11 protein-coding genes and 2 pseudogenes are annotated in these 14,286 nt (G+C 42.8%); 6 read left to right on the top strand and 7 right to left on the bottom strand.

What is annotated here, in order from left to right:
- Position 1: 1 nt before the first annotated feature.
- Positions 2-535, top strand: coding sequence for a GNAT family N-acetyltransferase (locus ACQFX9_RS13035; RefSeq protein ID WP_427162395.1), 534 nt, complete (start codon positions 2-4; stop codon positions 533-535).
- 51 nt (positions 536-586) lie between these two features.
- Here ACQFX9_RS13035 and ACQFX9_RS13040 read toward each other — a convergent pair whose 3' ends face one another.
- The 4 genes from ACQFX9_RS13040 to tig form a co-directional block, all read right to left on the bottom strand.
- On the bottom strand, positions 587-1,507 hold the full coding sequence (locus ACQFX9_RS13040) for an alpha/beta fold hydrolase (protein WP_427162396.1): 921 nt from the start codon (positions 1,505-1,507) through the stop codon (positions 587-589).
- 99 nt (positions 1,508-1,606) lie between these two features.
- Positions 1,607-2,947, bottom strand: coding sequence for an ATP-dependent protease ATP-binding subunit ClpX (gene clpX / locus ACQFX9_RS13045; protein WP_427162397.1), 1,341 nt, complete (start codon positions 2,945-2,947; stop codon positions 1,607-1,609).
- A gap of 9 nt (positions 2,948-2,956) precedes the next feature.
- Positions 2,957-3,658: an ATP-dependent Clp endopeptidase proteolytic subunit ClpP gene (gene clpP, locus ACQFX9_RS13050; protein ID WP_103140272.1), complete on the bottom strand. Its 702-nt coding sequence runs from the start codon at positions 3,656-3,658 to the stop codon at positions 2,957-2,959.
- Positions 3,659-4,051: 393 nt separating this feature from the next.
- Complete coding sequence (gene tig, locus ACQFX9_RS13055; protein WP_427162398.1) at positions 4,052-5,467, bottom strand: trigger factor; 1,416 nt, start codon at positions 5,465-5,467, stop codon at positions 4,052-4,054.
- Positions 5,468-6,037: 570 nt separating this feature from the next.
- Between tig and ACQFX9_RS13060 the strand changes: the two genes are divergently transcribed.
- The 4 genes from ACQFX9_RS13060 to ACQFX9_RS13075 all read left to right on the top strand — a co-directional run bounded on the left by ACQFX9_RS13060 (position 6,038) and on the right by ACQFX9_RS13075 (position 10,828).
- The gene (locus tag ACQFX9_RS13060) at positions 6,038-7,081 is read left to right on the top strand and encodes an aspartate-semialdehyde dehydrogenase (protein WP_427162399.1); all 1,044 of its coding nucleotides are present in this window, start codon (positions 6,038-6,040) and stop codon (positions 7,079-7,081) included.
- 151 nt (positions 7,082-7,232) lie between these two features.
- Complete coding sequence (gene dapA, locus ACQFX9_RS13065; protein ID WP_236144704.1) at positions 7,233-8,117, top strand: 4-hydroxy-tetrahydrodipicolinate synthase; 885 nt, start codon at positions 7,233-7,235, stop codon at positions 8,115-8,117.
- 275 nt (positions 8,118-8,392) lie between these two features.
- On the top strand, positions 8,393-10,168 hold the full coding sequence (locus tag ACQFX9_RS13070; RefSeq protein ID WP_427162400.1) for a ribonuclease J: 1,776 nt from the start codon (positions 8,393-8,395) through the stop codon (positions 10,166-10,168).
- Positions 10,169-10,267: 99 nt separating this feature from the next.
- Positions 10,268-10,828 (top strand): Uma2 family endonuclease, encoded by a 561-nt coding sequence (locus ACQFX9_RS13075; protein WP_427162401.1) that lies wholly within the window; start codon positions 10,268-10,270, stop codon positions 10,826-10,828.
- Positions 10,829-10,846: 18 nt separating this feature from the next.
- On the opposite strand, the gene ACQFX9_RS13080 is transcribed toward ACQFX9_RS13075, so the two are convergent.
- The 3 genes and pseudogenes from ACQFX9_RS13080 to ACQFX9_RS13090 form a co-directional block, all read right to left on the bottom strand.
- Complete coding sequence (locus tag ACQFX9_RS13080; RefSeq protein ID WP_427162402.1) at positions 10,847-11,779, bottom strand: anion transporter; 933 nt, start codon at positions 11,777-11,779, stop codon at positions 10,847-10,849.
- Positions 11,780-11,798: 19 nt separating this feature from the next.
- A pseudogene (locus tag ACQFX9_RS13085) lies at positions 11,799-12,857 on the bottom strand (transposase); the annotation flags it as partial.
- Between the two features lie 249 nt (positions 12,858-13,106).
- A pseudogene (locus tag ACQFX9_RS13090) lies at positions 13,107-13,415 on the bottom strand (SLC13 family permease); the annotation flags it as partial.
- Between the two features lie 371 nt (positions 13,416-13,786).
- Here ACQFX9_RS13090 and ACQFX9_RS13095 point away from each other — a divergent pair.
- Complete coding sequence (locus ACQFX9_RS13095; RefSeq protein ID WP_236144700.1) at positions 13,787-14,164, top strand: Mo-dependent nitrogenase C-terminal domain-containing protein; 378 nt, start codon at positions 13,787-13,789, stop codon at positions 14,162-14,164.
- The last annotated feature ends 122 nt before the right edge of the window (positions 14,165-14,286 follow it).

Consider the following 14,286-nt stretch of genomic DNA (forward strand, 5'->3'; position numbering starts at 1 on the left):
CATGGTCAAAATTATTAAAAGAAAAGTTACAACATCAGAAACCAAATTCCTCCTGAAAGCAATCAAACTCACGCCTAATATTATGGGTTATTCTTTCAGAGAGTGGATGGAAGCAGAACATATAATGGTGGCTGAAGATGAGGCAGGTAAAATATTAGGAGTTTGCTTAAACTATGACTTTCATGAATACTGGAATAAAATAGCTGCTTTATTTGTTTTAGAAGAATTTAGAGGGCAAGGTATTGGTAAACTCCTATTTTATGAATCATATCAAGATGCTGCAAGACGCAACAAGAATGTATTTACCATCAGTGCTAATCAAATTGTCATTAAAATGATGCAAGATTTAAACTTTGTTCTGTTTAATAATCTGCTAGATTTTCCTCAAGTAATTAGTCAATATAGATTCACATTTTATGGGCATTCTTTAGCATGGCTGATGAATTTTTACAGAATGCAGGAAATTATCAGAAAAACCATAGTCTACAGCGATCGCCAAAATTTTGTCTACGGCATTAATCTCACCCACAGATAGAGGAGATGAAGAAGATTAAAAGAAAACGCCGCGTCCCTGTGCGTGGAAAACCTAACCCGCTTGCAACTCCACCACGGGAACTTGCAAAAACTCCCGCACTCGCCGCAAGTAAGTTTCCGCATCCTCCAACATCGGGAAATGCGCTGTATTAGGAATTACCACAAACTCCACCTTGTCGCTTAACGCCGCCGCCTGTCGCCCCATTTCTGCTGGAATAATCTGGTCATACTCCCCAGAAATCATCAAAGTAGGCACTTGCAATTTAGCAAACTCCTGGGGCATTAATTCCGCCTGCGCCTTACTCACGGAAGTAAAAATAGTACCTAAAGCAGCATCATAATCAGCATCGAGAAAATCTTGTAAAAAAGCCTGACGCTCAAATGCTGGTATGGGACGATGTAAAAATCTCGCCATAAACATCTGGTCAACAAATGGTATTTTTCCTAACCACTTGGGACGAAACTTCACTACATAGCCACCAAATTTATGAAAAGCTGTAAAGGCTTTTTCGTCATACTCAAAAATGCCACTACAAGTCAAAATTCCCTTTTCGACTCGTTGGGGATAGCTATTAAAAAACAAAGTTGCTACGGAAGCACCCATTGAGTGAGCATTAATATAAACTCGCTGGAGGTGCAATTTATCTAATAAAACTGCCAAATCTTTGGCATATTCGGTTAACTCATAAGTTAACTCGTGAATTGCTTGGGTTTTTTCCTGACTAGTTTCTGACTCCACAACAGACTCACTAGCTTCAACCACTGTTGGTTTACCACCAGAACGACCAAACCCCCGCAAATCATAGAGTAGACAATCAAATTCGTCTAGTAAAGCATTGGCTGTACTTCTCCAGTACCTAGCAGAACCAGCCCAACCATGAATGAACACCATCACAGGTTTTTTCCTGTCACCAGATGGCTGTTTCACCCACTCGTAATAATGCTCAATACCACGAACACTAATGTAAGGCATTTTTCAATAGTCAAATAGTCAACAGTCCATAGTCAACAGTCAATAGTCAATAGTCAATAGTCTTTTAACTAATGACTATTGACTATTGACTAATAACTACTACGCTGATTCTGGTTTGGGTAGGGAAGATGGGTGTACTATGAGTTCGGCTGTAGAGCGTTTCTCTACCATTTCCCTAGTTACTGTGCAGCGCGTCACATCTTTTCGGGATGGTAATTCGTACATCACATCTAGCATGAGTTCTTCGACAATCCCCCGTAAGGCTCTCGCGCCAGTTTTCCGCCGATAGGCTTCTTGGGCGATCGCTTTTAAGGCTTCCGGTTTAAAATCTAGCTGGACGTTATCCATCTTCAGCAGTTTTTGGTACTGCTTAACTAAAGCACTGCGTGGCTGGGTGAGAATCGCCATTAAAGCTTCTTCGTCTAGGGGATCTACAACTGCTACCATTGGTACACGCCCGATAAATTCAGGAATCATCCCAAATTTCACTAAATCATCCGGTTCTAGATGTCTTAATACATCTGCTGCCCGTTTTTCTTTGGATTGTCCCTCTCCAGGTTGGACAAAGCCGATTGACTTTTTACCTGCTCTCTGCTCTACAACCTTTTCTAAACCAACAAAAGCTCCACCACAAATGAAGAGAATGTTGCTGGTATCAATCTGGATGCAATCTTGATAAGGGTGCTTGCGTCCGCCTTGGGGTGGTACATTGGCAATCGTGCCTTCTAGCATCTTCAGTAATGCCTGCTGTACACCTTCGCCGGAAACGTCGCGGGTAATTGAGGGGTTTTCACTCTTACGGGCGATTTTGTCGATTTCATCGATGTAGATAATGCCTCGCTGTGCTTCTTCTACGTCTAAATCAGCTACTTGCAACAGTCGCAGGAGAATATTTTCCACATCTTCCCCTACATATCCTGCTTCTGTGAGTGTGGTAGCATCAGCAACAGCAAAGGGGACATCGAGAATCTTCGCCAAAGTTTGGGCTAACAGCGTTTTACCGCAACCAGTGGGGCCGATTAAGAGAATGTTAGATTTTTGCAATTCTACGGCATCATCAGCACCGTTTTTACCACTGCCTTTTGATTGCAGGATTGCCAACCGCTTGTAGTGGTTGTAAACAGCGACGGATAAAACCTTTTTCGCTTCATCTTGCCCGATGACGTGTTCGTCTAGGTACTTTTTAATCTCTCTGGGTTTGGGTATTTGGCTTAAGGAGAGACTGGAAGAACGGGCGCGGCGTTTTTGAGCTGGTTCTGATTTAGGTGCTGGTTGTGCCGCCGCTCCGTTAGTATCTAGTAACTCCTCATCTAGTATTTCATTACACAAGTCAACGCATTCATCGCAGATGTAGACTCCCGGCCCTGCGATTAACTTACGCACCTGCTCTTGAGACTTGCCACAAAACGAACATTTTAAATGGGAGTCGTACTTAGACATACCAGCCTCTTATTTGACAACGGTGACATTTTCCCCTGCGGTGGGAAGATTTTGTCTGGAGATGACTTGATCAATCAAACCGTAACTCTTAGCCTCTTCTGCGGACATGAAGAAGTCGCGATCGGTATCTGTTTCGATTTTCTCTAGGGGTTGACCAGTATGTTTAGTTAATAACTGATTCAACATACCCTTAATGTAAAGAATTTCCCTGGCTTGGATTTCGATGTCAATTGCTTGACCTTGTGCGCCGCCCAGGGGTTGGTGGATCATGATGCGGGAATCTGGCAAAGACATACGTTTACCAGCCGTTCCGGCTGCTAGCAGAAATGCCCCCATGCTGGCGGCTAATCCAAAACATATAGTAACAACATCTGGCCGAATCTGCTGAATTGTATCATAGATTGCCATTCCTGCGTAGACGGAGCCACCAGGGGAGTTAATGTACAGTTGGATGTCTTTTTCTGCGTCTTCAGCGTCTAGAAACAATAACTGGGCAACGACTGTATTAGCTACCGCATCATCTATAGGGGTTCCCAGAAAGATAATTCGCTCTCGCAGTAGGCGGGAGTAAATGTCAAAGGCTCTTTCTCCCATCCCTGATTGTTCTACAACCGTAGGCAAAATGTTACTTGTGCCGTGGATATGGGAAGAAATTCCGCCGATTTGACCTAAACTGCTGATGGGATAGTTTGCCGACTGCGATACAAGCATAGGAGAACTTTTAAAGATAGGTTGATTACAGATATTTTGGCAGCGATCGCTGCTGGATATGGAATAGAGTAAATTTTGGTTTTACCTATGTGTATTATGCCTCATCTATATTCTTCTCGTGTAGCAGGGTATCAGGCAAGTAAGATCACAAATCTTATTTACTGGGGATTGGGGATTGGGGACTGGGGCATAGGATTATTGACTCAATGCCCTATTTAGCTGTTATAACCCAGGGTTTGCTGTGCTGTCTTTTTCGTGATACCTCTACAACACCACTCAGCACTCACCACGGGCTAAACGCCCCGCTTCCGCTAACACCACTCAGCACTCTTTTGCTGTGCTGTCTTTTCCCTGATACCCCTACACCCCCATACCCTTACACCCCTAATATATTTACTCTTCCGATTCTGTGGTAGATTCGGCGGTTTCTGCCTCAGTCTCAGGTGCAGTTGTTGCTGTTTCTTCTTCTTTGCTGGCTAGTGAACCTTCTGGTACGAGTTCAACGGTAGAATGCTCTAGTAGCCAATCGATAATTTTTTCGCTTAACATTTCGTTTTCGACGACGGCTTGCAATCTGTCTTCATCAACGTCCTCGTCTGGATACTGCGCCAGGAGTTCTGTAACTCTGGCTTGCACTTCTTCTGGTGTAACCTCGATTGATTCGCGTTGAGCAACTTCTTGTAGAACCAAAGACCGCTTCAGACGTTCAATGGCTTCAGGACGCGACCTTTCCCGTAATTGGGGGATAATATCTTCGGTAAATAACTTTCTGACATCTAGCCCTTGCTGTGACAGTTTGATTGCTGTTTGTGTCAGCATGGTGTCTATTTCTTTGTCAATCATCGTGGCTGGTAAATCTGCCTCTAGATGCTTGACTATTTCGTTTAATAGGGCTTCTTGTTTGTTGGCTTTGGTTTTATCCTCAGCTTCTTTTTGATATCGCTCCTCTAGGGATGCACGCAATGCTTCTATAGTCTCAAAGTCGCTGACTTCTTGGGCGAAGTCATCATCTAAGGCTGGTAATTCTTTTTCTTTGAGTTCTTTGAGTGTAATGGTGAATAATGCGGGTTTACCGGCTAATTCTTGATTCACGTAAGGATCAGGGAATTGTGCCGATACTTCTCTGGTTTCTCCAGGATTCATCCCGATCATGCCTGAAACGAAGCCAGGAATAAATTTATCTTCTTGTAACTCTACTTGAAAATCGGTCGCGTCACCACCAGGAATGGGTTCTGGTTCTGCTGCGGGGTCTGCGTCTTCGGCTTTAGCAATTACGCCTTTAAAGTCCACTACAGCCACATCCCCAATTTGGGCTGCTCTTCCTTCTACGGGAATTAATGTAGCCATCTGTTGACGTTCTTGTTCTAGAACTTCGTCTACTCGATTAGCATCATGCTTGATTTCTTCGGCTTGGACACTCAAACCAGTGTATTGCGTTAAATTCACTTCTGGTTCTACGTCCACTGTAGCCATGAATGTCAGGGGTTTTCCTGGTTCGTAGTTGTTGATTAAATCATCAAAAGAAGAGCGTAACCTTGGTTGACCAATAGCCGCAATCGATTCTTGCTTAACAGCTTTCTCAATCCCATCTTGAATGAGTTCTTCTAGAGCTGCTGCTTTAATCCGAATGCTGCCCAATTGCTGTAACAATATGTGCCTGGGTGCCTTGCCTTTACGAAACCCAGGAATATTAACGGTTTTAGCTAAGTTTTTAATAACTTGTTCGTAGGTTTGCTGAGTGCTTTCTGGTGTAATTTCTATCTCCAGCCCAATTTGACTGGCGGGAAGTTTTTCCTGGGTAACTTTCATGCTTTGTCTCTAAGTTTTTCTGGTGTTTGTGACTCCAAGTACACACAAGACGGGATTTACCGCTTTTGGATTTGATGTTTCTTGGTTAAATTTGGGAGGTTTCTACAAGGTGCATTTCCTGCCCCTGCTCGTAGATATCCAGTTTACTGCTAATGGCAAAAGACTTGACATTTTACCTCTATAACTTTACTCAAATCAATAGAGGCAACAGGTAGGAATATGGAGGCAGGGGGGCAAGGGAGCAGGGGGAGAAATTAAATCACGCCACTTGCGGGTGTTAGCGGGACTGTTAACTGAAATGACTGTTGATTTTCTTTCGTAGAGCAAATTTATTGTATAATGAACCCACATTGCTGGAATTTTAATGATAAATATCAACAAAAAATGCGCTAAACTTTGTCATCAACTTATACTATGTAACTAGTTAAAGATATTCTTATACGTAAAAAATATTTGGTTGAAATTAAAAAAATTAATTTTAGGCGCGATTATTGCTAATTTTTTAGAAATACTGTCAATTTTTGTAAAACATCTCAGTCATCCATGACCTCTTAGAAGGAGGAAATCAGTTTGTCAAAGTCGTATCGTGTAGCTATCTTGGGTGCAACTGGTGCTGTCGGCACAGAGTTGCTGGAGTTATTAGAAAGTCGGAATTTTCCAGTAGCAGAGTTAAAATTGTTAGCCTCTGCCAAAAGTGTGGGGCGATCGCTGTCATTTCAGGGAGAAAATATCCCAGTAGAGGCAGTGAGCGATCGCGCTTTAGAAAATGTGGATATAGTATTGGCTAGTGCTGGTGGTTCGACCTCAAAAACTTGGGCAAAGGTCGCAGTGGAAAAAGGCGCGGTAGTTATCGATAATTCCAGTGCCTTCCGCATGCACCCAGAAGTCCCTCTGGTTGTTCCAGAAGTGAATCCCCAGGCGGCTGCTACCCACCAAGGGATTATTGCCAACCCCAACTGCACCACAATTTTGATGACCTTGGCAGTCTGGCCTTTGCATCAAGTCAAACCAGTGCAACGCATCGTCGCCGCTACCTATCAATCAGCCAGTGGTGCAGGTGCGAAGGCAATGGAGGAAGTCAAAATCCAAAGTAGTGCTATCCTTCAAGGTGAATCACCAGTAGCCGAAGTTCTACCCTATCCGTTAGCATTTAACTTATTTCCCCATAATTCCCCCATGACCGATTCAGGGTATTGTGAGGAAGAAATGAAAATGGTTAACGAAACCCGCAAAATCTTCGGCACACAAGATATTAGAATTACCGCCACTTGTGTGCGAGTACCAGTCTTGCGGGCGCACTCCGAAGCCATTAACTTGGAGTTTGCTGAACCATTTTCCCCCGCAGCTGCCAAAGAAATTCTCTCACAAGCACCAGGAGTGAAATTAGTAGAAGACTGGGGCAAAAACTACTTCCCCATGCCCATCGAAGCCAGTGGTCGAGATGAGGTTTTAGTAGGTAGAATTCGTCAAGACATTTCTCATCCCTGTGGTTTAGAACTATGGCTGTGCGGCGACCAAATACGTAAAGGCGCAGCTTTAAATGCAGTCCAAATCGCTGAGTTGTTAGTAGAGAAAAATTTACTCCAACCGGCAAAAGTCTACGCTTCTTCGTAGTGAACAGAGAGGCAAAGAAGCAGGGGAGCAGGGAGCAGGGAGCAGGGGAGATAAAATCCCCCTCAGCACTCACAACTCAGCACTCACAAACTTAATTAAAATAAAAACCACCAAGAGATAAACACAAAAAAGGTAGTTAGGAGTAACAAGGGTGGGAGATTTTGGCAGAGTTTTAACCGCTATGATTACACCGTTTAAAGCAGACGGTAGTGTCAACTATGATGTCGCAGCTAAACTGGCGGCACATTTAGCTGATAACGGTACAGATACATTGGTAGTGTGTGGAACGACTGGAGAATCTCCTACTCTCAGTTGGGACGAAGAATACCAATTGTTTGTCGAAGTTTTGCAAGCCGTAGCAGGCAAAGCCAAAGTCATCGCAGGCTGTGGTTCTAATTCCACCAAAGAAGCGATCGCAGCGACACAAAAAGCAGCTAAAATAGGTGTACATGGTACTTTACAGGTTGTACCCTACTACAACAAACCTCCACAGGCAGGACTGTATCAGCACTTCCAAGCCATAGCAAACTCCTGCCCCGATTTACCAATACTGTTGTACAATATCCCCGGAAGGACAGGTCAAAATCTCTCCCCAGAGACAGTTGTACAATTAGCCGCAGTTGATAATATAGTCGGGATTAAAGAAGCTAGTGGCAACCTCGATCAAACCAGTGAAATTCGCAGGTTGACACCACCAGAGTTTCAGATTTACGCTGGAGATGATTCGTTAACCTTGCCCTTGTTAGCGGTCGGGGCCAAGGGAGTAGTGAGTGTAGCTTCTCATCTTGTAGGCAACCAACTACAGCAGATGATTCAAGCTTTTAATGCCGGACAAGTAACCCTGTCCAGTGAAATTCATCTGAGATTCTTCCCACTGTTTAAAGCATTATTTCTCTCTACAAATCCTATTCCTATTAAACAAGCACTCAAACTTCAAGGTTGGGAGGTAGGTTCGACTCGTCTGCCATTATGTGAAGCTGACCAGGATGTAACAGACAAGTTAGCAGCAGTCATGAAAAAGCTCGACTTAATTTAATCATAATTACCGTTATTGCAGCCGTTGTTAATTGCTATTAATTTTCAATTAAGTAGGCATGATTATAACTAATCTTGATGACAAACCGGACTAGGAAAATTGATAAAAAATATACAGTGAACTATTCAATGTAAAGCCCTTTTTATTAGCAAAAAACTACAGATATTAGAGAAATTTGGCGGCTGAGAATCAGCAGGCTAAAGTCGTCATTCCTACACGACTCGTAAGTTTGAATTTATTAAACCTAAAACTACAAACAACAACATCAGGAGAAAATGGCTAAAAACGAAGCTACATCTGCCCTAAAAATCATTCCTTTGGGCGGTTTACATGAAATTGGTAAGAATACCTGTGTTTTTGAATACGATGATGAAATCATCCTTTTAGATGCTGGACTGGCTTTTCCCACAGAGGCAATGCACGGAGTAAACATTGTATTGCCCGATACAACTTATCTCAGGGAAAATCGCCATAAGATTAAAGGAATGATTGTCACTCATGGTCATGAAGACCACATTGGCGGGATTGCCTTCCACTTGAAGCAATTTGACATTCCCGTGATTTACGGGCCGAGACTAGCAATGGCCATGTTGGAAGGAAAATTAGAAGAAGCGGGAGTCCGCGATCGCACAGAATTAAGAAAAGTCCAGCCCCGTGATGTCGTCAGAATTGGCAAACATTTCTTTGTGGAGTACATCCGCAACACCCACTCCATCGCCGATAGTTTCACCGTCGCCATTCACACCCCCTTGGGTGTCGTCATTCACACAGGTGATTTTAAAATTGACCACACCCCCATCGATGGGGAAAGGTTTGACCTCCAACGCCTCGCGGAACATGGCGAAAAAGGTGTACTTTGCTTATTAAGTGATTCTACTAACTCAGAAGTGCCAGGATTTACACCATCTGAAGCGGCAGTTTTACCCAACCTAGACCGAGTTTTTGGTCAAGCTACCGGACGATTATTCGTCACCACCTTTGCTTCTAGCGTCCATCGCATCAACATAGTGTTGCAACTGGCGAAAAAGCATAACCGTGTGGTGACAGTGGTGGGGCGTTCCATGTTGAACTTAATTGCCCATGCCCGTAATCTCGGCTATATCAAGTGTGAAGACAACCTATTTCAACCCCTGCACACAGTCCGCGGCCTACCTGATGAAAATGTCTTGATTCTCACTACAGGTTCTCAAGGTGAGACAATGGCAGCCATGACTCGTATTGCTAACCAAGAACACCCCCACATTAAAATTCGGGAAGGAGATACGGTTGTGTTCTCCGCTAATCCCATCCCTGGGAACACAATTGCAGTCGTCAACACCATCGATAAGTTGATGATTCAAGGGGCAAAAGTTCTCTACGGGCGAGAACAAGGACTACACGTTTCTGGACATGGTTGTCAAGAAGACCAAAAGCTGATGTTAGCCTTAACTCGTCCCAAATTCTTCGTTCCCGTCCACGGCGAACACCGGATGTTAGTTAAACACGCCGACACAGCTCGGAGAATGGGTGTACCAGCAGAAAATATGGTTATTATCCAGAATGGCGACGTAATTGAACTCACGGAAGACTCCATTCGAGTCGGTGGGAAAGTGCCATCAGGAATTGAACTGGTGGATACAACGAGTTCTGGGATGGTTAGTGCCAAAGTCTTACAAGAACGCCAACGCATGGCCGAAGAAGGGATTGTCACCATTGCGGCGGCGATTGATTGGCAGGGTAAACTCATGGCCAAGCCAGAAATTCATTTGCGGGGCGTTGTTACTAGTGTAGAGCGATCGCTGGTGCAGAAATGGGTACAACAGCGCATTGAAGAGATTCTCAGCGTCCGGTGGTCAGAGTTTTCCACAGGAACAGGGGAACAACCCCAAGTTGATTGGGGTGGATTGCATGATACTTTAGAACGGGAATTGCACCGTTCTATTAAGCGAGAATTGCAATGTCAGCCTTCAGTAACATTATTGATGCAGACTCCAGATGAAGCACCTGCACCTGTAAAGGTGAGTGATGGTAGAAGGCGGCGGACTCGCACGGCGGCTCAGGTAGCTTCTTAAGAATTAGCTCACACACCTAAAGTAGAGGCAAAGACGCAAGGGGTTGATTAGACTCTTTGCGCTTTGTCGTAAGTTATGATTTTAGGGGAGGCGATCGCTATGACTAAGACTCCATTCAAAGTTAATACTCTGGAAGAATATCTAAATTTTGATGATGGTACAGATCATCGCTACGAACTTGAGGATGGGGTGCTAGTAGAAATGCCTCCTGGAACTGGTAAGCATGAGGCGATTATTACTCTACTCTTGATTCGCTTCTTTCTAGAAAGTCAAAAGATGGGATTGCCTTTACAACCTCGTCCTAATGGTACAGAGGTGCTAACAAATAAACAACCCAGGCGGCCAGATGTTTGTTTGATTACCGATGAGCAAGCTAAAAGTATTGAGCGGACTTCCGCTATTCTTACAACTCCGCCACCACTATTAGTGGAAGTAGTCAGTCCTGAGTCTGTGGAACGGGACTATATCCAAAAAACTGCCGAGTATGCAGCTATTTGTGTAGGTGAATATTGGATTGTTGACCCCTTGGAAAATAAAGTTACTGTCTGTGTGTTAGACGCAGGTAGTTACAAGCAAAATGTCTTTATTGGGAATCAACAAATAATTTCTCCGTTATTTCCAGAACTAAATTTAACAGTCGAACAGTTACTTATAGCTTAGTTTGACGACCAGAAATTTTTAATGAATTAAGAAATAAGTAATAGTTACAGTTAACAAAGTTAGCGGTACACCAAAGCGGAGATGTTCCCAAAAGGTGAGTTTATATCCTAATTCTGCCGCCGCTTCCACAGTAATTAAATTAGCAACTGCACCGAATAAAGTTAAATTACCTGCTAAGGTTGAACCAGCCGCTAGCAGTAACCAAGATTTAGTATCACCTTGAGGAATTAATGGTTGTAATAGTAGGACAGCCGGAACGTTAGAAATTAAATTAGATAAAACAACTGTGAAACCTAATAAACTTGCGGCTGAATTAACTGTAGAGGTAAAAGTTTGGAGTAGGTTTAATTTTTGTGTGGCTTTGGTTAAAATAAATAGCCCAGAAAACATTACTAATAAATTCCAATCAACTTTTTTTAAAACTCTTTGGGGTTTAATTCTTCTAGTTATTAGTAATAAGCTAGCAGCAACTAAGGCTGATTCTGCTAAGGGAAAACCAAGGGCAAAAGCAATTAGTAGTGCTGTGGTAATAATTAACGTTTTCCGAAATAGAGGTTTGAATATTCTTTGATTATTAGGAAGAACAATTGAGCAAGGTTGGAGTGAGCGCACATCTGGATAAAGTAGGCACAGTAATGCTACCTGTATGAATAAGCCAATAATCGCTACTGGAGCTAGTGCTTGTAAAAAATCTATGTAGCCGATACCAGAAAATGAGCCAATCAGAATGTTTTGGGGATTACCGCTTAAAGTCGCTACAGAACCAATGTTAGTTGCACCAGCGATCGCTAGTAAATAGGGAATGGGATTTAAACTCAAAGCCTGCGCCAAACTCAAAGTTAAAGGCGTAAATACCAACGCCAAGGTATCATTCAGGAAAAAAGCCGAAAGCAACCCGCTACCAAAGGTTAACTCACATCTTGCACCTGGAAATATGAATGTCAAAACCACAACTACGTGCAAGAGGAGTGAGGCGTTCAATGTTAAGTAAAAGAAGATACACTACTAATTGAGGGAAAATAGATTCAAGAGCTAGTTGTGCAGCTTGACCCCAATCAGGTGGTGATGCTGACTGAGTATGCAGATAACTCCAATGGGCTATGAGATAAGCAGTGAGAGAAAGGATAAGCCAACGATACATACCCAGCAGAGTTCCTTGCCCAAAGCGATGTAAACCAAAACGGTGCTTGGCGGTTTTGAACCATCCCTCAATCTGCCATCGACGCTTACCCCACCATTTAAGAGTAGAAGCTTTAATCGGGCGAGTAGATAAAATAAAACGTTTTTCTAGTTTGCCATTATCGCGTTTTAAGTAATACCAAGAAACAGTAACAGGAAAGCTTAACCCAAACAGATAAACCTGTTGCCCTTGCTGATGTAAGCGTCTTAAAAGTCTACCATCTGCTAATTTACGGCTAATAGATACACCAGTAATAGCATGATATTTCAGACGACGTACACCCTCAAGAAATTCTATACTGCCAAAGGCCGTATCAGCTAAAATAATTGTCTGGAAATGTTGAGTTAAAGATTGCGGTAAACGTTTCACGAGTTTCAGTCCTAGCTTTGCAGGGGAAGGCGTTCCCTTACCTCTCCAAACCCTAAAATTCCAAGGGATACGGCATCTTCCAATTACCAAATAAACCACGACCAGATGCAAACCGCGTTTACCATTGTAGACTCTGATTAAATCACTAAACTCTTGAAATTTACCTCGTTTCTCTAAAGTCGTTAGGTCAATTATTACTTGTAAAAAGGGTTTTCTTCCTTTAGCAGATGATGCTAAAACCTTGAGTACTGTTTGTAATGCGGTGGAACGAACAACACGAATCATCTCCCTAGTTGACCAAGGATTGATATTGAGAAATCGGCTGATTGCACTTGGAGATTTTGTTTGACTGTGTTCGGGTAATGGGTGTCCTTGTGCCTCTAAAAATAATGCCAGCATAGCTTCTAAATTATCTTTCTGGTACTGCGTTGGCATCAGTTCTTTCAGGCTATAAACTAGTTTTTGGGCGTGGGCAAGCATTAATCAGTGCTTTGTTTAATTCAAGTATTTCACGCCTTTTCTCTCATGTTTTAAGTATCAAAGGCAAACATATCCATGTCTTCGGCGAAAAAGTAACCGCCGACGCGGAAATCTTACTTTCTACGCAATATTACGGCATTTACGTTCTATTTATAACTAAATTTACTTATCTATCCTTATTTGAATCTTGTTATAGTTTTGTGCTGTCTATTGGCTTTCTACGGGTATCTACGTTAGGTGCAAGAAGTGAGTTAAGGCGATTAATAAACCCAAGGGACTGCGAGTTAACTTTAATAGCACTGATAAAGCTTGCTGGAAAAACCCCGCATAGGATAAGTTGGCGTTAACTACCATCATGCTTAACAAAAACACGATAGTGTTAGCATCGATGGCTTGCCAAGCCTCTTGGACATTGAGGACACCCAACGCAATCAAAAACGCTGAACCGACTAAAGCAATGGTGGCGCGGTTCATCCGCAAGCCAGGAAGATAACCCAAAGCTAACCCTAGATAGGTTACACCCAATACTGCATAAACTCCAATTTGGATGATTTTCACTGGCTGAATGACTATCTGATGTTGATTAGTGACTCTAGATAGGACAATATACCGCTATCTCTGATATTCTTTATTGACGAAAATTACTATATTAACTTTTATGACAATTAACCTAAAACCTGTCCAATGAGGGATGTCTTCATTAGAATTTAAACTGTGTCAAGTTACCGAGAAGATTGAATAGTTACACTACCATTTACGGGAGAATTGCGATTAACTTGACGTAGTAATAAATAGTTTGCTGAACTCGGTGGCTAGTCACGAATGCCATTATATCTCGATTAGAACAAAGTTTTTCCCGATTCGGTAGGTTTCACGCTGTATATATTCACCGGAAGGGTGAACACCCTCACTTACACAGAGGCACAACCATGAAGGTATTTGATAATACCACAAAAAAGATTTTCTTGGCAAGTTGGGTTGCAATCAACCAAACAGAAGTAATTAAAAATGATCCCCAACAGTTGCCAGATTCAACTTCTTTTCGCAGATGGGATCTTCTCCAACCGCTCCGCCGATGGTTAGACAGCATTGAAGTACGCGATCGCCAATTTGCTCATCGCCTGTGTCAATTGATCCCCGCCCAATGTCCTTTTGAACGCGACATCAATTTATTTGGCAAGACACTATTTCACATTCCCCCACTATGCAAACTTAACCCTCTTTATGAAGAGGTGGTGAGTTTGCGCTTCCGTGCCATGTGCTATCTAGCAGATGAGTGCGGTGAAGATGTCACCAAGTATTGTTAGGCAATTCTCATACTGCTTGTCCTATTTAGGTATAAAAGGCAATTTACACTTAGAAAATTCGACAGCAAAACCCCAAATTTTATTAATAAAATTTGGGGTTTTAGCTATACTCAATTGCGATC

It is taken from the genome of Aliinostoc sp. HNIBRCY26, from assembly GCF_050235535.1.
GTDB lineage: Bacteria > Cyanobacteriota > Cyanobacteriia > Cyanobacteriales > Nostocaceae > Trichormus.